This window comes from Streptomyces sp. NPDC003284, from assembly GCF_053589675.1.
In genome coordinates, this window is record NZ_JBSFSI010000005.1 from 317984 (window position 1) to 335929 (window position 17946).

Consider the following 17946-nt stretch of genomic DNA (forward strand, 5'->3'; position numbering starts at 1 on the left):
TCGAGGAGGCGGAGCGACGGCGAGGAGGCGGGACGGACGTCCGGGACCGTCCCGGCGGCTCCCCCGTAGGGTTCCTCCTGACGGAGGGAGCAGCAGTGACGACTACCAGCGCCGTACGGATCCAAGGGCTGTGGAAGCGGTTCGGACAGCAGGTCGCGGTGGCCGGGATCGATCTGGACCTGCCGGCCGGCCGGTTCATCGGCCTGGTCGGGCCGAACGGAGCCGGGAAGACCACCACCCTGTCCATGGTGACCGGCCTGCTCCGCCCCGACCAGGGCACCGTGGAGATCGTCGGCCACGACGTGTGGCGCGACCCGGTCGCCGTGAAGGCCCGGATCGGCGTCCTGCCCGAGGGACTGCGGCTCTTCGAACGCCTCTCGGGCCGCGAACTCCTCTCCTACTCCGGCCGGCTGCGCGGACTGCCCGGCGCCGAGGTGGAGCGGCGGGCGACCCAGCTGCTCGACGTGCTCGACCTGGCCGGCGCCCAGCACAAACTGGTCGTCGACTACTCGACCGGCATGCGCAAGAAGATCGGACTGGCCGCCGCGCTGCTGCACAACCCCGAAGTGCTCTTCCTGGACGAGCCGTTCGAGGGCGTCGACCCGGTCTCTGCGCAGACCATCCGGGGCGTCCTGGAGCGGTACACCGCCTCCGGCGCCACCGTCGTCTTCTCCTCCCACGTCATGGAACTCGTCGAGTCCCTGTGCGACTGGGTGGCCGTCCTCGCCGCGGGCCGCATCCGCGCGCACGGCCCGCTCGCCGAGGTGCGCGGCGACGCGCCCACCCTCCAGCAGGCCTTCCTCGAACTCGTCGGCGCGCAGGGCCGGGACGCCGGGTCCGACCTCGACTGGCTGGGCGGCGGCACCCGATGAGCACCGGCCCCCGGACGGACGCCGTCCCACCCGCCGCCCCTGCCGTTCCCGCCGCCCCGGCCGCCCCCGTCACCGCCGTACTCGTCCGGCTGAAGCTGTCCCTGCTGCGCAACGGGCTGCGCCAGTCCGGCGGACGCCGCGCCGCGTACGTCGCCTCCGCCGTGGTCGCCCTGCTCTTCGGCGTCCTGCAACTGCTCGGCTTCGTGCTGCTGCGCGGCCATGAGCACGCCGCGTCCGTGGCCGTGCCGTGCGCTGCCGTGCTCGCCCTCGGCTGGGCGGTGATGCCGCTGTTCTTCCCCAGCGGCGACGAGACCCTGGACCCGACCCGTCTGGTGATGCTGCCGCTGCGCCCGCGCCCGCTCGTCCGGGGCCTGCTGGCCGCCTCCCTGGTCGGCATCGGACCGCTGTTCACGGCGCTGCTGCTGATCGGCTGCGCGATCTCGGTGGCGCACGGCGCGGGGGCGTACGCCGTCGCGGTCGTCGGCGTCGTCCTCGCGCTGCTGGTGTGCGTGGCGCTGGCCCGCGCGGTGGCCGCCGCCAACACCCGCCTGCTGACCAGCCGCAAGGGCCGCGACCTGGCCGTGCTCAGCGGCCTCGTCGTCGCGGTCGGCGCCCAGCTCGTCAACTTCGGCGCGCAGCGCCTCGGCTCCTCGGGGCTCGGGCGGCTCGACCCGGTCACCGACGTGCTGCGCTGGGTGCCGCCCGCCTCCGCCGTGGACGCGATCGACTCGGCGAGCGACGGCTCGTACGGCGTCGCCGCGGCCCAGCTCGCCCTGGCCGCCGCCGCGCTCGCCGTCCTGCTGCGCGCCTGGTCGCGCACCCTGACCCGGCTGATGACCTCCCCGGACGCCTCCACCGTCCAGGCCCCCGACACCGCCGCCCGCAGGCGCACCGCGAGCCCGGGGCGGCGACGGCTGCTCCCGGCCGGCCGCACCGGCACCGTGATGGAACGCTCGCTGCGCTATGTGCTGCGCGACCCGAAGACCAAGGCGGCCTGGGTGACCTCGCTGGCCATCGGTCTGATCGTGCCGGTGTTCAACGCGCTCCAGGGCACCGGCTCGGTTTACCTCTCCTGCTTCGCGGCCGGGATGCTCGGCGTGCAGATGTACAACCAGTTCGGCCAGGACACCTCCGCCTTCTGGATGGTCGCGCTCACCATCTCCTCGCCCCGCGACGCCTACCTGGAACTGCGCGGCCGGGCCCTCGCCCTGCTCGCCGTCACCCTGCCCTACGCCACCCTCGTCACGGTCCTGACGGCGGCGCTGGTCGGCGACTGGGCCCGGCTGCCCGAGGTGCTCGGGGTGTCCTTCGCCCTGCTCGGCGCGATGCTGGCGACCGGGGCCTGGGCGTCGGCCCGCTTCCCGTACTCCATCCCGCAGGAGGGCTACAAGAACGTGGCCCCGGGGCAGGCCGGGCTCGCCTGGATCGCCATCTTCGGCGGCATGCTTTCCGCGGCCCTGCTGTGCTCCCCGGTCATCGCCTTCGCCGTCTGGACCCACGTCAGCGCGACCGGCGACGGCCTCGGCTGGCTCCTCCTGCCCACCGGCGCCCTCTACGGCACCGCCGTCACCCTCCTCGGCCTGCGCCTGTCCGCCCCCCGCACGGCATCCCGCCTCCCGGAGATCCTCACCGCGGTGAGCAAGGGCTGACACCGGACGCCACCGGCCCCACGGCGGATCCGCACACCGCCTCCTCCCCCGGCGATCTCAGGGGAGGAGACGGCCGACGCCCGCCCCCACCAGCCTCCGGGACCGACGTCCCGGGGGGGGGCGTGCCACCGACGGCCCCGCGCAAGCACCGCACCGGAGGCCGGACGCCGGACACAGCACCCCACGACCCGCGCTCCCGGCTCCGCTCAGACGGCGCGCAGGGCCGTCGCGATGTGGACGCGGGCCCCGCCACGGCCACGGACCGGCGTCCCGCAGCACCGCCGATCCCCCGGAAGCGCGCCGAGGACCGCAGCCGCGCCGGTACGACAGCCGCCGGGTGGGGTACCGCAACCGGCAGCGGCACCCGAGCGGAGACCGCACCGAGGGCCGGGCGCCGGACACAGCGCCCACGCGCCCCGCGACCCGCACTCCGGGTACCGGCGCCCGGCGGCCCGAGGCGCCGTCACGTCCCCGGAACCGGGCCGGGCCGGGCCGCCGGGCGGACCCGCCGGGGTGCGCGGCTCAGGCGGCGCGTCGGGCCGTCGCGATGTGGACGCGGAAGCCGCACGGGACGCGGCCGTCCGCCGACGCCAGGGACTGCGCCCCGGTGAGGAAGTCCGCCCGGAGGGCGGCGACGGCGGCCGGGGCGAGCGGGCCGACGTCGTAGATGCCGGAGACGGCCGCCCGGACCCGCTCCGCCGGTCCGCTCAGATCGATCTCCACGGTCTCCCGGCGCGGCGGCTCGAACCCGGCCGGGGCCAGGAGCCCGGCGAGCCCGGCGCGGCTGCGGGTCCGGCGGTCGCCCAGCGCCGGTATGCGCTGCGTCCCGGGCGCCTGCCGCACGGCGGCGCCCAGCAGCGAGCCGAACAGCTCGTACGCCTCACCGCCCACGGCCCCGCCACCCACCGCGCAGGCCAGCACACCGCCCGGCACGAGCACCCGGGCGGTCTCCGCGACGACCTTCTCGGCGTCGCTCATGAGCATCAGCGCGAGATGGCCGACGCAGGACGCAGGCGTCGAAGGCACCGTCGGAGAAGGGCAGCCGCTGCGCCCGCGCCTGAGCGAGCGCGGTCCCCGCGAGGGCCGGGCGGCGGCGGGCCAGGGCCGGCGAGCCGGGCGAGAGGTCGACGCCCGCCAGCCGTCGGCCCGGCGCAGCGGCCGGCAACTCCAGCAGCACGCCGTCGCCGCAGCCGAGGTCGAGGATCCGGCGGCGGCCCGCCACCCGGTCGGCGAGGATCGCGTAACTGGACCGCCCGTCCGGGGCCCGGCCGCCGCCGAGGGCATCGCCGGTGACGGCGGGGTGCTCGGCGTGGAAGGACCACAGGAACTCCTCCCCAGGACCCGTCCGGCCGATCACGGCGAAGACGCGGGCCCACAAGGCACTGTCGACTCCCTCCACCCTGACCGGCCGGACAGGTCCTGGGCGGCGGTGGAGGGAGCCGGGACGGTGGGCGTGTTCACGGGGCGAGGACCCTTTCCAGGAACGGCGAGACGGCCGCCCGCCATGCCTCGGGCTGGTCGAAGTGGACGAGGTGGCCGGCGTCGGTGACCTCCGCGTACTCGCCGAGCGGCAGGACGCGGACCATCTCCTGCGCCTCCGCACGGCCCAGTTCACCGTCGAGGCCGCGGACGACGAGGGCCGGGCACCGCACCTGGGCCAGTTCCTCCCAGTGCGCGTCGTACACCCAGGTCTCGCGGGAGACGAGCATCTGCTCGGGTTCGAACACGGGGCGCCAGCCGTCCGCGCCTTCGTGCATGATCTCGGCGTAGAACGCGCCGCGGGCCGGATCCGGCCGCTCCACCCAGGGATCGTCCGCGCCGAACCACTTGCGGACATCGGCGAGGGTGGCGAACGGCGTCGGCCAGGTCTTGAACCAGTCCTCCCACTCGCGCTGGGAGGCCGCGCCGAGCGCGGAGGCGCGCATGTCGCAGATGACCAGTGCGCGCACCAGGTCGGGGCGCTTGGCGGCGAGCTGCCAGGCGGTCAGCGCCCCCATGGCGTGTCCGACGAGGACGGCCGGGCCGAGACCGAGCTGCTCCACGGCCGCCTCGGCGTCCTCGATGTAGGCCTCGCGGGTGTACGCGCGCCGCGGGGGCTTCTCGCTCTGGCCGTGGCCCCGCTGGTCCAGGGCCACGGTGCGGTGCCGCTCGGCGAGCCAGCGGGCGGTCGGCGCCCAGTGGGAGGCCCGGCCCATGAGTCCGTGCAGTAACAGCACCCCGGCGCCCCCGGCACCGGCCGCCCGCGCGTGACCGGCCGCCGGTGCCTGCGGATCAGGGGGCTCGGGCGGCTCGCTGAGCTGCCGCGGCAGCCCGCCGCGGTGGGCACCGGCCCGCGCCGGTACGTACGGCCGCTCCTTCGGGGGTTCGGCGAACTCCCAGGCGGCCAGCCGTACGCCGCCCGCCCCGGTCACGTCGATACGCCGCGCCATGTGGTCCTGGCACCCCCTAGCTCTGCCCTGGCTCCGCCACGACCGCCCGCTCACCACCGCCCGGCAGGCCGTCCGGCAGTTCTGCCCGGTCCACCCGGTCTGTCCGGTCCGTTCGTGCGCTGTCCGTGCGGGTGCGGGAGCCGTGATTCCACTTACCAGATTATCGAATACTCATTCGAAAAAGCCGCTTGCGTCACGAACACCCCTCGTTCGAGTGACCCGCCGCAAGGAATGATCGCCGCCGCCGAGGGGAGATCTTCAACGGGAGGCGGACCACTCGGGGAAAAGCGGTCCGAGGGGACGACCCTGGGAGCTCGGGGCTCCGGGTCGCACAGGGGAGGACAGGCCCCGGCGCCGCTCAGCGCCGGGGCCCTCTCCACGTCCGCGTGGTGTGCACGGTGCGCCACATCCTCCCCCACCCCCCAGCGTCATATGCCTCACGCAACAGCGTCGCACGCCGGACTCCCGAGCGCTCCGCTTCGACGCACGAAAACCGGACGGAGACGGCCACCGGAGAGGCCCCCCGGAAGACCGGAAACGGATCGGACGACCGCACACGACGGCCGACGCGACGACCCCGGCGGACTGGACGGGCGGACCGGACGGGCGGACCGGACCGCCACCCGGTCGTCCGGGCCGACCGGACCAGCCGGGTCAGCGCTTGGCGACGAAGACGTGCGAGGCGACCTCCGACTCCAGCTCCGCCGCCTCACCCCCGCTGCCCACCAGCACACCGCCCGCCGACTCGGTCACGCTCACCACCGAGCCCGGCTGCACACCCGCGCGCCGCAGCGTGTACATCAGCTGCGCGTCCGTCTGGATCGGCTCCCCGATCCGGCGCACCACGACCGTCTTCCCCTCGGCGCCCGGATCCAGCTCGCTCAGCGCGACCAGACCCGCGTCCAGGAACGGGTCCGCGCCGTCCTTCTCGCCCAGCTCCTCAAGACCCGGGATCGGATTGCCGTACGGCGACTCGGTCGGATGCCGCAGCAGCTCCAGCACCCGGCGCTCCACCGCCTCGCTCATCACATGCTCCCAGCGGCACGCCTCGGCGTGCACCTGCTCCCACTCCAGGCCGATCACGTCGACCAGCAGACACTCCGCCAGCCGGTGCTTGCGCATCACGCGCGTGGCCAGCCTGCGGCCCTCGTCCGTCAGCTCCAGATGCCGGTCCGCGGCCACCGAGACGAGACCGTCCCGCTCCATCCGCGCGACCGTCTGGCTCACGGTCGGCCCACTCTGGTCCAGGCGCTCCGCGATCCGGGCGCGCATGGGGACGACGCCTTCCTCCTCCAGCTCGAGGATGGTGCGGAGATACATCTCCGTGGTGTCGATCAGTCCGGACATACGTGCCCCTCGATTACCTCTGCCGGAAGCCCTGCGACTTCACGGCGCGTGCGCTGACCCTGAACTCAATTCTGACGCATACCACTGACAATCGGAGCGCTCCGCGCGAACAGCGGTCTCCGGCGGAAACGGAGTGCGACAATCCGCGCACACGCAGACGACCCGCGAGCTGGGTCCTCCGCCTGACGGCGGAGAGCCGGCCGGACGTACCGGCAGCTCGCGGGTCGGGTGACTGCTTGGGATCGGGCCGGCTGCGCGCACAACTCACACGCCGGTCCGGCACCGCACTGAACGTGGTGACGGGCCGCTAGCCCGCAGCCACCTCACGCGTCCGGTTTCCATACATCTGCCGAACCACCTCCCTTCTCGTGTACTCCACACCCTAGGAACCGTCCGGCGCCCGATCAACCGCTTTTTCCAGGACCGCTCCCGGGGCGTCAAGGACGCTCGGGACGCTCCAGCAGTTCCGCCAGGTCCAGGGTGGTCGCGATGCGGGCGGCGATGTCCTCGGCGTGGGCCGAGTCGGCGCGTTCGAAGGGGGCTCGGCCCGTGGTGCGCAGGAAGGTGACGACGCCGAGGGTGCGGCCGCGGCTGCGGAGGACCGCGCACAGGGCGTGGACGGTGTCGGTGGGCCACTGCCGGGCCTGGGCCCAGAGGCGGGCCTGGTCGGCCGGTGCGGTGCCGACGGTGGCGCGTACCGAGCCGGTGCGCTGGACGCACTGGAGGGCGGGGTGGCCCTCGGCGTAGCGGACGGGGAGTCCGGCCTGGCCGGTGAGCAGGCTGGGGCCGGGTCCGGCGGTGGGGGTGGCGGCGGCGCGGACCAGTTCGGCCGGTGGCGCGTCGGTGTCGTCCGGTGCCGGGGTGCGGGCGGCGCCCGCGGGGTGGCGTACGCGGTCGACGAGGGCGTGGTCGGCGAAGCCCGCCAGGGCGAAGTCGAGGTGGACGGTGGCGGCCTCCAGCGGGTTGTCGCACTCGGCGGCGGCGCGGGCGGCGCGGTGCAGCTGGTTGGTGCGGAAGCGCAGCAGGGAGGCTTCCTGTTCGGTGCGCCGGGATTCGGTGACGTCGGCGAAGAGCCAGGCGACGCCGAGCGGGACGGGTTCCTCGGCGAGGGGCGAGGCGAGCCGGACGAAGCCGCTGCGCCAGCAGCGCCGCCGTTCGCCCTCGGGGGCGCGTACGCCCACCCAGATCTCGGCGGGTGCGGGGGGTGCGCCCTCCGCCAGGACGTGGGTGAGGGCGCTCTCCAGTTCCTCGACGCCCTGGGAGAGGAGTTCACCGAGGGGGCGGCCGAGGGCGGCGGTGCGGCCGGTGCCGAGGGCCTGGGCCGCGTGCGCGTTGACGACGGCGGGGCGCAGGTCGGCGTCGATGAGGACGACGCCCCAGGAGGCGTCCTCGAAGAGGGCCTCGCTCAGGGCGATGGAGCGTTCCAGGTCGATCTGGGCGTGTACTTCGCTGAAGGCGCAGTACAGGCCGGCGGGCCTGCCGTCGGGGCCGCGCACGGCGGCGGACTGGGTGCGTACGAGGACGCGTCCGCCGTCCTTGGTGAGCAGGGCGAACTCGTGGACCTGCCGTCCGGTGGCGTGCATGGCGGACATCAGCCGCCGTTCGACCTCCTCGGCGTCGGCGCTGCGTACGGCCCAGCCGGCGAAGCCGTGCCGGCCGACGGCCTCGGCGCTGCTCCAGCCGAGGATGCGTTCGGCCTCGCGGTTCCAGTGGGTGACCACGCCGTCCGCGTCGAAGGCGCACAGGGCGGCGTCCATGCCGTCGAGGAGGGCGGCGAGCAGGTCGGAGCCGTCGGGGCCGCCGGGGACACCGGGCCCGTCGGGGCCGTCGTCGGCCCCGGAGCCGTCCCGTCGGGGATCGGGCTCGTCCGGTCCCAGTTCGTCGGTGGCTCCTCTACGCCGGGAAGCACTCACCTGGACCCCCATCAGGCTGCGTCCGCTGGTACGGCGCGTCGGTTCGCTCTCTCACCATCATTCAACTTGAACGTGATGCAGCACACACCGGGTTCCCCGAGATTGGTCTCCCGAGCCGGTGCGGAGCGGGGAGCGCGGGGTTCCCGTGTCAGCGGGTGTCAGCGGCCGTCAGGCGCAGCGTCAGCCATACGTCGTGCTCGTCGGGGAGTACGTACCGCTCGGTCTCGGTGAAGCCGCGGGCGGCGGCGAAGCGTACGCCGTCCTCGTTGGCGGCCAGGACGACGGTCTCCACGGCGCGCGCGCCGAGCACGCGCGCGTGGGCGAGGCCCCGGGTGTACAGGGCGGTGCCGATGCCCGTGCGGCGGTGGCCGGGGAGCACGCGCGCGATGACGGTGGCGACGGCGTCCTCGCCCGCGGGCGGGCGCACGGTGGAGCAGCCCACGAGGGTGTCGCCGAGGTAGGCGTTCTCCAGCCGGTTGCGTCCGGCGCGCTCGCGGACCTCGTCGGGGGTGAGGGCGGCGGGGGGCACGATCGTGTTGTGGACGTGCCGCCACTCGCGGAGCATGGCCTCGCCGGACACGGGTTCGATACGAAGATCAGACACGGGAGCAGCGAACCGTACCTCCGCGGGGCGGTCAACCGGTATGGCGCGGTGGCGCGCGCGACCGGTGCCGCGGGGGCGTGGTGTCGCGGTGGCGGCCGTCAGCGCCGGTAGAAGATGCGGTCCGCGTACTGGTCGAAGACGCGGCTGTTCCATTCGAGGCCGCCGTCGACGTTGCCGGAGCGCAGCAGCGGGGGCTCGATGCCGCGCTCGGCCAGGACTCCGGCGGCGGTCGCGAGGACGGCCTGGAGGAGGGCGGAGGTGACGACGGTGGAGGCGGGGGCGAAGGGCGCCGGGACGGTGTCGAGGGTGAGTTCGGCGTCGCCGATGGCGATCTTGGAGTCGAGGACCAGGTCGCAGTGGTCCTTGAGGTAGGTGCCCGAGGAGTGGCGGGAGCTGGTCTCGCTCGCGTAGGCGACGGAGGTCACGCCGATCACGTGGACGCCGAGGGAGCGGGCGTGCAGGGCCATGTCGACGGGCAGGGCGTTGCGGCCGGACAGCGAGACGATGACGAGGGTGTCGCCCGCGCGCAGCGGGGAGCTGTCCAGGACGGCGGCGGCGAGGCCGTCGACGCGTTCGAGGGCGGAGCCGAGGGTGGCGGGCATGACGTCGACGCCGACGGTGCCGGGGACGGTGAGCAGGTTCATCAGGGCGAGGCCGCCGGCGCGGTAGACGACGTCCTGGGCGGCGAGGGAGGAGTGTCCGGCGCCGAAGGCGAAGAGCCGGCCGCCCGCGGCGACGGTGTCGGCGAGCAGGGTGCCGGCGGCCGTGATGGAGTCGGCCTCCTCGTCCCGGACCCGCTGGAGCAGGCCGATGGCGGCGTCGAAGAACTGGCCGGCCAACGTGCGGTCGCTCATGCGGGGTCCGTCCCTTCGGCAGGTCTGCGTGTCGCGGATCACGGTGAGGTCTGAACCACAGCCGTGTCAATACGGCGTGTCCGCGCGGTGAACCGCCCCGGCGGCGCTCGGGGGGCTCAGGGGCTCAGCCGCTCCACCCGCCAGCCGCCGTCCGCCTCGGCGACGTAGCGCAGGCGGTCGTGCAGGCGGTTCTCGCGGCCCTGCCAGAACTCGACGGAGCGGGGCGCGACGCGGAAGCCGCCCCAGTGGGGCGGGACGGGGACCTCTTCGCCCTCGGGGTAGCGGGCGGCGAGTTCGGCGTAGGAGGCGTCGAGGACGCCGCGGGTGGTGATGACCGTGGACTGGGCGCTGGCCCAGGCGCCGAGCCGGGAGCCGTGCGGGCGGCTGCGGAAGTAGGCGGCGGTCTCCTCGCGTCCGGTGCGGCGGGCGACGCCCTGGACGATGACCTGGCGGGCCATGGGGTGCCAGGGGAACAGCAGGGAGATGTGCGGGTTCTCGGCGAGGTCGTGTCCCTTGCGGGAGTCGTAGTTGGTGTAGAAGACGAAGCCCTGTTCGTCGAAGCCCTTGAGCAGGACCGTGCGGGAGCTGGGGCGGCCCGCGGCGTCGGCGGTGGAGACGACCATGGCGTTGGGTTCGAACAGGTGTCCCTCGGCGGCCGCCTGCCGGAACCAGCGGGCGAACTGCGCCACGGGAGTGTCGGCCAGCCCGTCCTCGGACAGGCCCTCGGCGCGGTAGTGCTTGCGCATGGAGGCGAGGTCGAGCGGCGCTGATTCTCCGGCTTCTCGGTCGTTCACGCGGTCATCCTGCCGTATGGCGGCCCGTGCTCCGCAGCGTGTCCTTCGTCACTGCGTGGCACTGAGTGCCGCGCTCTCTCCCCAAAGGTGGCACTCAGGGATATCGTGCTGTTGCCGACCCGGTGGGGTGACCGCCGACCGCGCGGGGCATGACAGGGATGACCGCCCCGGACCGCGAGTCTGTGCCACGCGACCGCGGATCCGTACGGCGCGCGCCACTTCCGACCTCCGACAGCTGGGCGTCGTCTCCGTCGCCCCATCTGTCGCACAGACCACGAGGAGCCGCCTGATGTCCGATTTCGTGCCCGGACTCGAGGGAGTCGTCGCGTTCGAGACGGAGATCGCCGAACCCGACAAGGAGGGCGGCGCCCTGCGGTACCGGGGCGTCGACATCGAGGACCTCGTCGGCAAGGTCTCCTTCGGCAATGTGTGGGGGCTGCTCGTCGACGGCGCCTTCAATCCCGGGCTGCCGCCCGCCGAGCCGTTCCCGATCCCGGTGCACTCGGGCGACATCCGGGTGGACGTGCAGTCGGCGCTGGCGATGCTGGCGCCGGTGTGGGGCCTGAAGCCGCTGCTGGACATCGACGCCGAGCAGGCCCGCGACGACCTGGCGCGGGCGGCCGTGATGGCGCTGTCCTACGTCGCCCAGTCGGCGCGCGGGCAGGGCCTGCCGATGGTGCCGCAGAGCGAGATCGACAAGGCGGCCTCCATCACCGAGCGGTTCATGATCCGCTGGCGCGGCGAGCCCGATCCGCGGCATGTGGCGGCCGTGGACGCCTACTGGTCCTCCGCCGCCGAGCACGGCATGAACGCCTCCACGTTCACCGCCCGGGTCATCGCCTCCACCGGCGCCGACGTGGCCGCCGCCCTGTCGGGCGCGGTGGGCGCGATGTCCGGTCCGCTGCACGGCGGGGCGCCCTCCCGGGTGCTCGGCATGATCGAGGAGATCGAGCGGACCGGGGACGCGGCCGGGTATGTGCGGCGCACCCTGGACCGCGGCGAGCGGCTGATGGGCTTCGGCCACCGGGTGTACCGGGCCGAGGACCCGCGCGCGCGGGTGCTGCGCCGCACCGCCCGCGAACTGGGCGCGCCGCGCTACGAGGTGGCCGAGGCGCTGGAGAAGGCGGCTCTGGAGGAGCTGCACAGCCGCCGTCCGGACCGGGTGCTGGCCACGAACGTGGAGTTCTGGGCGGCGATCATGCTGGACTTCGCCGAGGTCCCGGCGCACATGTTCACGTCGATGTTCACCTGTGCCCGTACGGCGGGCTGGTCGGCGCACATCCTGGAGCAGAAGCGGACCGGCCGCCTGGTGCGTCCCTCTGCGCGGTACATCGGTCCCGGTCCGCGCGGTCCGCAGGAGATCGAGGGGTACGAGGCCATCGCGCACTGAGCGCACCCGCGCCGCCCGTCCGGGCGTCGGGGCGTCGGGGCGTCGGGGCGTCGGGGCGTCGGGGCGTGCGGGCGTCGGGTCAGCCCAGCGCCTCGTCGAGCATGGCCGCCCACTGGGCGACGACGCGGTCGCGGCGGGCCGCGTCGTCGGTGAGGAGGTTGGCCAGGCCCAGGCCGCGCGCCATGTCGAGGAAGCCCTGCACGCTCTCGCGGGCGCCGGGGCGGCTCTCGTCGGCGCCGAGGAGTTCCACGGCGATGCGGTGGGTCTCGCGGCCGACGCGGGCCTCCAGTTCGGTGACGCGGGCGCCGAGCTGGTCCTCGTTGGAGGCGGCCACCCACAGGTGCAGGGCGGCGCGGAAGAGCGGTCCGGTGAACAGGTCGACCAGGGCGCCCGCGACCGCCCGCCGGTCGCCGCGCGGGCCCTGCGCGCCCTGCGGGAACAGGGCGCGCAGGGCGGTGGAGCGCTCCTCGGCGACGTACTCGACGGCGGCGGTGAACAGGTCCTCGCGGGTGGGGAAGTGGTGCTGTGCGGCGCCCCGGGAGACCCCGGCGCGCTCGGCGACGACGGACACCGTGGATCCGGCCCAGCCGTGTTCGGCGAGGCAGGCGACCGCCGCCTGGAGGAGCCGCTGCCGGGTGGCCCGGCTGCGGTCCTGCTTGGGGCGGCGGTCGGCGGGGGTCACAGCACCCATGCGGCATCCCGTCGTTCGAGGAAGGCCGTCATCCCCTCCCTGGCCTGGGCGGAGGCGAACAGCCGGGCCGAGAGCGCGGTCAGGCCGTCCGCCTCCCGGTCGAAGGTCTCCAGCACCTTAGCCGTGAGCAGCCGTTTCGTCGCGGCCAGGGCCTCGGGGGCCGAGCGGCGCAGCCCGTCGAGCATGGGGTCGAGTACGGCGTCGACGTCGTCGCCCGCGGCGGTGAGCAGTCCGATGCGCGCCGCCTCCGCCGCGTCGAAGCGCTCCCCGGTGAGGTAGTAGCGGGCCAGGGCGCGCGGGTCGGCGCGCGGCAGCAGCGGCAGCGAGATCACGGCGGGCGCGACCCCGATGCGCACCTCGGTGAACGCGAAGGTCGACGTGTGCGCACCGGCGGCGATGTCGCAGGCCGTGAGCAGGCCGAGGCCGCCCGCGCGGACGTGTCCGGTGACCCGGGCGAGGACCGGGCGGGGCAGTTCCACGATCCGGCGCAGCAGTCCGGTCAGGGCCTCGGGGGCGGGCGGGTCGCGCAGGTCGGCGCCCGCGCTGAAGGTGGTGCCGGTGTGGGTGAGGACGACGGCGCGGACGCCGGGGTCGGCGGCGCAGTCGGCGAGGGCCGCGTCGAGTTCGGCGACGAGCGCGGCGGACAGGGCGTTGCGGGTGGCGGGCGCGTCGAGGGTGAGGGTCTGCACACCGCGGGTGCGGGCGCGGGTGACGAGGGCGGTGGTGTCGGTGGTCATGTGCGGTCCCTGAGCTGTCGTCGCAGGATCTTGCCGGAGGCGGCGCGCGGCACGGCGTCGGTGAAGGTGACGCGGCGCACCCGCTTGTAGGGGGCGGCGCGCTCGGCGACGTAGCGCATGACCGCTTCCTCGGAGAGTCCGGCGGCGGCGGGGCCGCGCACCACGTGGGCGTGCGGGATCTCGTTGCCGTCGGCGTCGCGGGCGCCGACCACGGCGGCGTCGGCGATGTCCGGGTGGGTGAGGAGCAGGGCCTCCAGTTCGGCGGGTGCCACCTGGTAGCCCTTGTACTTGATGAGTTCCTTGACGCGGTCGACGACGAAGAGCCAGCCGTCCTCGTCCACCCGGCCGACGTCGCCGGTGTGCAGCCAGCCGTCGGCGTCGATCAGGGCGGCGGTCTCCTCGGGCCGCCCCAGGTAGCCCTTCATGACCTGGGGGCCGCGCACCAGGATCTCGCCGGCCTCGCCGGGGCCGAGGTCGTGTGCCGGGTCGTCGAGGGCGACGATGCGCATCTCGGTACCGGCGATGAGCTTGCCGACGGTGCCGGGGGGCGCCTCGTGCAGGGCGGTGGGCGGGACGACATGGGTGCCCGGGGACAGTTCGGTCATGCCGTACGCCTGGCCGACCGGGGGCAGGCCCAGGCGCCGTGAGCAGGCGGCGGCGAGCTGGGCGTCCAGGGGGGCGGCCGCGCTGAGGACGTACTTCAGCGACGACAGGTCGTATCCGTCGACCGCCGGGTGCTTGGCGAGGGCGAGGACGATCGGCGGGGCGGCGTACAGGATGCCGATGCGGTGGTTCTGGACGGCGGCGAGGAAGGTGTCCAGCTCGAAGCGGGGCAGGACGACGACGGTGGCGCCCCTGCGCAGCGGGGCGTTCATCAGGGCGGTGAGCCCGTAGATATGAAAAAAGGGCAGGACGGCGAGGATGCGGTCGCCGGGGCCGATGGTGACCGCCGGTTCGAGCTGGGCGAGGTTGGTGCCGATCTGCCGGTGGGTGAGCATCACGCCCTTGGGGGTGCCGGTGGTGCCCGAGGAGTACGGCAGGACGGCGACGTCCTCCACCGGGTCGATCACGACGTCCGGTTCGGGCGCGGTGGAGGCCAGCATGGCGGTCAGCGAGCGGTGCCCCTCCGCGCTGTCGCAGACCAGGATCTCCCGTACGCCGCCCGCGAGGCGGGCGGCCTCGCGGGCGGTGCCGAGCAGCGGCGAGACGGTGACGATCCAGCGGGCCGCGGAGTCCCGCAGCTGCTTGGCGAACTCCTCGGGCGTGGCGAGCGGGTGCACGGTGGTGACCGAGGCACCCGCGCGCGTGGCGGCGTAGAAGGCGAGCGGGAAGGCGATCGTGTTGGGGCTGTGCAGGGCGAGGACGTCGCCCTTGCGCACGCCGGTCTCCGCGAGCGCCGCGGCGAGGCGGCGGTGGAACCGGTCGACCTGTGCGTAGGTGAGGGTGGTGCCGTCCGTGCCGTCGATCAGCGCGGGGGTGTCGCCGAAGCCGGCGGCGTGCCCCAGGACGGCTTCGTGGATGGGCAGTTCCACGGCCGGAACGTCTGCGTACTCGCTGCGGAACACGGTTCCTCCTCGCCCCGCCGGCGGCGGGTCGGCGGGTCAGTACGACTTGGGCAGGCCCAGGCTCTGGTGGGACACGTAGTTCAGGATCATTTCCCGGCTGACCGGGGCGATACGGGCCACGCGGGACGCGGTGATCAGGGAGGCGAGGCCGAACTCGCGGGTGAGGCCGTTGCCGCCGAGGGTGTGCACGGCCTGGTCGACCGCCTTCACACAGGCTTCCCCGGCCGCGTACTTGGCCATGTTCGCGGCCTCCCCGGCGCCGATGTCGTCGCCCGCGTCGTACAGGTGGGCGGCCTTCTGCATCATCAGGCGGGCCAGTTCGAGGTCGATGTGGGCCTGGGCGAGCGGGTGGGCGATGGCCTGGTGGGCGCCGATCGGGGTCTTCCACACGGAGCGCTCGCGGGCGTACTCCAGGGCCCGTTCCAGCGCGTAGCGGCCCATGCCGATCGCGAAGGCGGCGGTCATGATGCGTTCGGGGTTGAGTCCGGCGAACAGCTGGAGCAGGCCCGCGTCCTCGTCGCCGACGAGCGCGTCGGCGGGCAGCCGCACGTCGTCCAGGGTCAGCTCGAACTGCTTCTCGGCCGCGTTCAGTTCCATGTCGATGGGGCGGCGCCCGAAGCCCTCGGCGTCCGGCGGGACGATGAACAGGCAGGGCTTGAGGCGGCCGGTGCGGGCGTCCTCGGTGCGGCCGACGACGAGCACGGCGTCGGCGATGTCCACCCCGGAGATGAACACCTTGCGGCCGGTGAGCAGCCAGTCGTCGCCGTCGCGGCGCGCGGTGGTGGTGATGCGGTGGGAGTTGGACCCGGCGTCGGGTTCGGTGATGGCGAAGGCCATGGTGCGGGTGCCGTCGGCGATCCCGGGCAGCCAGGCGCGCTTCTGCTCCTCGGTGCCGAAGCGGGCGATGACGGTGCCGCAGATGGCCGGTGAGACGACCAGCATCAGCAACGGGGCTCCCGCGGCGCCCAGTTCCTCCAGGACGAGGCAGAGTTCGGCGACGCCGCCGCCTCCGCCGCCGTACTCCTCGGGCAGGTTGACGCCGAGGTAGCCGAGCTTTCCGGCCTCGGCCCACAGTTCGGCGGGGTGGCGGCCCTCGGCGACGGTGCGGGCGATGTAGTCGCGGCCGTAGCGCTTGCCGAGCGCCGACACGGCGGCTCGCAGGGCCTTGTGCTCTTCGGTTTCGATGACGGGGCTCATGCGGTCTCCCGGGTGCGAGTGGGCTGGGGTTGCTCGCGCGGTTCTCCGTGCCCCTGGTCCTCCCGCACCACCGCCAGCAGCGCGCCGGGCTCGACCTGCTGCCCGGGGGTGGCGTGCAGGGCCGTGAGGGTGCCGGTGACGGGCGCGGAGATCTTGTGTTCCATCTTCATCGCCTCCAGCCACAGCAGGGGCTCTCCGGCCCGTACGGCGGCTCCCTCGGCGAGGCCGTCGGCGAGGCGGACGACGGTGCCGGGCATGGGGGCGAGCAGGGACCCGGGGGCGCGCTGGGCGGCCGGGTCGGGGAAGCGGGGCAGGGCGGTCAGGGCGGTGCCGTTCACATGGACCCGGTCGCCGTAGCGGGTGACGGTGTACGGGCGCCGTACGCCGTCCGCCTCCAGGACGACCCGGCGCGCGTCCACCTGGACCACGCGCACCTCTCCGGTGTCGGCGGCCAGTCCCGCGCGGGTGTGCCGGTAGCGGACCTCGTGCTCCTCGCCCGCCATCAGGTAGCGCTTGACCTGCGGCTGCGAGGGCACGTTGCGCCAGCCGCCGAAGCGGGAGCGGCCGTGGGCGTCGGCGAGGGCGGCGGCCAGCGGGGCGTACGGGTCGGGCTCGGGCGCGGTCAGCCCGGCGAGGTGGCGGCCGTAGAAGCCGGTGTCCATGCGGCCGGCGGTGAACTCCTCGTGCCGCAGGGAGCGGACGAGCAGGTCGCGGTTGGTGACCGGGCCGTGCACCTCGGCGCGTTCCAGGGCCCCGGCGAGGCGGCGGACGGCCTCCGCGCGCGTGGGGGCGTGGGCGACGACCTTGGCGAGCATCGGGTCGTAGTGCACGCCGATGGTGTCGCCGTCGGTGTAGCCGGTGTCCAGGCGGACGCCGTCCGGGACGGCGAGGCGGTGCAGGGTGCCGGTCTGCGGGGCCCAGTCGCGGGCGGGGTCCTCGGCGTACAGGCGGGCCTCGATCGCGTGTCCACGCGCGCGTGGCGGTGCGGCGGGCAGGGCGTGGCCCTCGGCGACGCGGAGCTGCTCGGCGACCAGGTCGACGCCGAACACGGCCTCGGTGACGGGGTGTTCCACCTGGAGGCGGGTGTTCATCTCCAGGAAGTGCGCCCGGCCGCCGGCCACCAGGAACTCGACGGTCCCGGCGCCGGTGTAGTCGACGGCGCGCGCGGCCCGTACCGCCAGCTCGCGCAGTTCCTCTTCGAGGGCGGCGGACAGCCCGGGGGCGGGTGCCTCCTCGACGACCTTCTGGTGGCGGCGCTGGAGGGAGCAGTCGCGGGTGCCCAGCGCCCACACGGTGCCGTGGGTGTCGGCGAGCACCTGCACCTCGATGTGGCGGCCGTCCTCCAGGTACGGCTCGGTGAACACCTCGCCGTCGCCGAAGGCGTGCGCGGCCTCCGCGCGCGCGGCGGCCCGTTCGGTCTCCAGATCCGCCAGGCGCCGTACGATCCGCATCCCGCGGCCGCCGCCGCCCGCCGCCGCCTTCACCAGGACGGGCAGGTCGGCCTCGGTGACCTCGTCCAGGGGCGCGATGCCCATGAGCCGCTTGGCGCGGGTCTTGGACGCCATCGCCTCGATCGCCTCGGGCGGCGGGCCGACCCAGACCAGGCCCGCGTCCAGGACGGCGCGGGCGAATCCGGCGTTCTCGGAGAGGAAGCCGTAGCCGGGGTGCACGGCGTCCGCCCCGGCCGCGAGGGCCGCCTTCACGATCAGGTCGCCGCGCAGATACGTCTCGGCGGGGGTGTCCCCCGGCAGGCGTACGGCGGCGTCGGCCACGCGCGCGTGCAGGGCGTCCGCGTCCGCGTCGGAGTGCACGGCCAGGGTGCGGATGCCCAGTGCGCGGCAGGTGCGGAAGATCCGGCAGGCGATCTCGCCCCGGTTGGCGACGAGCAGGTGGGAAATCACAGG

15 protein-coding genes and 1 pseudogene are annotated in these 17946 nt (G+C 74.4%); 3 read left to right on the top strand and 13 right to left on the bottom strand.

The features are described 5' to 3' along the window. Positions 1-95: 95 nt before the first annotated feature. Both ACWDYF_RS13770 and ACWDYF_RS13775 read left to right on the top strand, forming a co-directional pair. Entirely contained in the window at positions 96-872 is a 777-nt protein-coding gene (locus tag ACWDYF_RS13770) for an ABC transporter ATP-binding protein (protein WP_389463063.1), read from the top strand. After that, positions 869-2521: a transporter gene (locus tag ACWDYF_RS13775; protein ID WP_389463065.1), complete on the top strand. Its 1653-nt coding sequence runs from the start codon at positions 869-871 to the stop codon at positions 2519-2521. Before ACWDYF_RS13770 ends, ACWDYF_RS13775 begins: the two co-directional genes overlap by 4 nt. 522 nt (positions 2522-3043) lie before the next feature. On the opposite strand, the gene ACWDYF_RS13780 is transcribed toward ACWDYF_RS13775, so the two are convergent. From ACWDYF_RS13780 to pdxH, 8 genes and pseudogenes are all read right to left on the bottom strand, one after another. Next, the gene (locus ACWDYF_RS13780) at positions 3044-3547 is read right to left on the bottom strand and encodes a hypothetical protein (protein ID WP_389463333.1); all 504 of its coding nucleotides are present in this window, start codon (positions 3545-3547) and stop codon (positions 3044-3046) included. A 37-nt stretch (positions 3548-3584) separates the two neighbouring features. Continuing rightward, positions 3585-3920, bottom strand: a pseudogene (locus tag ACWDYF_RS13785) (hypothetical protein); the annotation flags it as partial. Positions 3921-3978: 58 nt separating this feature from the next. Then, positions 3979-4950: an alpha/beta fold hydrolase gene (locus ACWDYF_RS13790; RefSeq protein WP_018567116.1), complete on the bottom strand. Its 972-nt coding sequence runs from the start codon at positions 4948-4950 to the stop codon at positions 3979-3981. Between the two features lie 654 nt (positions 4951-5604). Continuing rightward, on the bottom strand, positions 5605-6297 hold the full coding sequence (locus tag ACWDYF_RS13795; RefSeq protein WP_064533731.1) for a metal-dependent transcriptional regulator: 693 nt from the start codon (positions 6295-6297) through the stop codon (positions 5605-5607). 437 nt (positions 6298-6734) lie between these two features. Further along, the gene (locus ACWDYF_RS13800) at positions 6735-8210 is read right to left on the bottom strand and encodes a PAS domain-containing protein (protein ID WP_389463067.1); all 1476 of its coding nucleotides are present in this window, start codon (positions 8208-8210) and stop codon (positions 6735-6737) included. 148 nt (positions 8211-8358) lie between these two features. Continuing rightward, complete coding sequence (locus tag ACWDYF_RS13805; RefSeq protein WP_389463317.1) at positions 8359-8775, bottom strand: GNAT family N-acetyltransferase; 417 nt, start codon at positions 8773-8775, stop codon at positions 8359-8361. A gap of 137 nt (positions 8776-8912) precedes the next feature. Then, positions 8913-9668 carry an SIS domain-containing protein gene (locus ACWDYF_RS13810; protein ID WP_018567112.1) on the bottom strand — a complete coding sequence of 252 codons (756 nt, stop codon included), beginning with the start codon at positions 9666-9668 and terminating at the stop codon, positions 8913-8915. A gap of 116 nt (positions 9669-9784) precedes the next feature. Further along, positions 9785-10414: a pyridoxamine 5'-phosphate oxidase gene (gene pdxH, locus ACWDYF_RS13815; protein ID WP_389463319.1), complete on the bottom strand. Its 630-nt coding sequence runs from the start codon at positions 10412-10414 to the stop codon at positions 9785-9787. A gap of 337 nt (positions 10415-10751) precedes the next feature. On the opposite strand from pdxH, the gene ACWDYF_RS13820 reads away from it, so the two are divergent. After that, positions 10752-11852, top strand: a complete 1101-nt coding sequence (locus ACWDYF_RS13820) for a citrate synthase 2 (protein WP_389463069.1) — start codon at positions 10752-10754, stop codon at positions 11850-11852. Positions 11853-11931: 79 nt separating this feature from the next. On the opposite strand, the gene ACWDYF_RS13825 is transcribed toward ACWDYF_RS13820, so the two are convergent. From ACWDYF_RS13825 to ACWDYF_RS13845, 5 genes are read right to left on the bottom strand one after another with little or no spacing between them, the layout of a single operon-like run. Next, a complete protein-coding gene (locus ACWDYF_RS13825) occupies positions 11932-12543 on the bottom strand; it encodes a TetR/AcrR family transcriptional regulator (protein ID WP_037895548.1) in 612 nt (203 codons plus the stop codon). Further along, positions 12531-13280, bottom strand: coding sequence for an enoyl-CoA hydratase family protein (locus ACWDYF_RS13830; protein WP_389463071.1), 750 nt, complete (start codon positions 13278-13280; stop codon positions 12531-12533). The genes ACWDYF_RS13825 and ACWDYF_RS13830 overlap by 13 nt, the downstream gene beginning before the upstream one ends. Continuing rightward, the gene (locus ACWDYF_RS13835; protein ID WP_389463073.1) at positions 13277-14845 is read right to left on the bottom strand and encodes a 4-coumarate--CoA ligase family protein; all 1569 of its coding nucleotides are present in this window, start codon (positions 14843-14845) and stop codon (positions 13277-13279) included. The genes ACWDYF_RS13830 and ACWDYF_RS13835 overlap by 4 nt, the downstream gene beginning before the upstream one ends. Before the next feature lie 36 nt (positions 14846-14881). Beyond that, a complete protein-coding gene (locus tag ACWDYF_RS13840) occupies positions 14882-16042 on the bottom strand; it encodes an acyl-CoA dehydrogenase family protein (protein WP_381737395.1) in 1161 nt (386 codons plus the stop codon). Beyond that, positions 16039-17943, bottom strand: coding sequence for an acetyl/propionyl/methylcrotonyl-CoA carboxylase subunit alpha (locus ACWDYF_RS13845; protein ID WP_389463075.1), 1905 nt, complete (start codon positions 17941-17943; stop codon positions 16039-16041). Before ACWDYF_RS13845 ends, ACWDYF_RS13840 begins: the two co-directional genes overlap by 4 nt. Between the last annotated feature and the right edge of the window lie 3 nt (positions 17944-17946).

What these genes read in the sequence shown, in the direction of transcription:
- ACWDYF_RS13790 (WP_018567116.1), bottom strand. Translation starts at nt 4,950, where the DNA reads ATGGCGCGGCGTATCGACGTGACCGGGGCGGGCGGCGTACGGCTGGCC.
- ACWDYF_RS13775 (WP_389463065.1), top strand. Translation starts at nt 869, where the DNA reads ATGAGCACCGGCCCCCGGACGGACGCCGTCCCACCCGCCGCCCCTGCC.
- ACWDYF_RS13830 (WP_389463071.1), bottom strand. Translation starts at nt 13,280, where the DNA reads ATGACCACCGACACCACCGCCCTCGTCACCCGCGCCCGCACCCGCGGT.
- ACWDYF_RS13810 (WP_018567112.1), bottom strand. Translation starts at nt 9,668, where the DNA reads ATGAGCGACCGCACGTTGGCCGGCCAGTTCTTCGACGCCGCCATCGGC.
- ACWDYF_RS13820 (WP_389463069.1), top strand. Translation starts at nt 10,752, where the DNA reads ATGTCCGATTTCGTGCCCGGACTCGAGGGAGTCGTCGCGTTCGAGACG.
- pdxH (WP_389463319.1), bottom strand. Translation starts at nt 10,414, where the DNA reads ATGCGCAAGCACTACCGCGCCGAGGGCCTGTCCGAGGACGGGCTGGCC.
- ACWDYF_RS13840 (WP_381737395.1), bottom strand. Translation starts at nt 16,042, where the DNA reads ATGAGCCCCGTCATCGAAACCGAAGAGCACAAGGCCCTGCGAGCCGCC.
- ACWDYF_RS13825 (WP_037895548.1), bottom strand. Translation starts at nt 12,543, where the DNA reads ATGGGTGCTGTGACCCCCGCCGACCGCCGCCCCAAGCAGGACCGCAGC.
- ACWDYF_RS13795 (WP_064533731.1), bottom strand. Translation starts at nt 6,297, where the DNA reads ATGTCCGGACTGATCGACACCACGGAGATGTATCTCCGCACCATCCTC.
- ACWDYF_RS13805 (WP_389463317.1), bottom strand. Translation starts at nt 8,775, where the DNA reads ATGCTCCGCGAGTGGCGGCACGTCCACAACACGATCGTGCCCCCCGCC.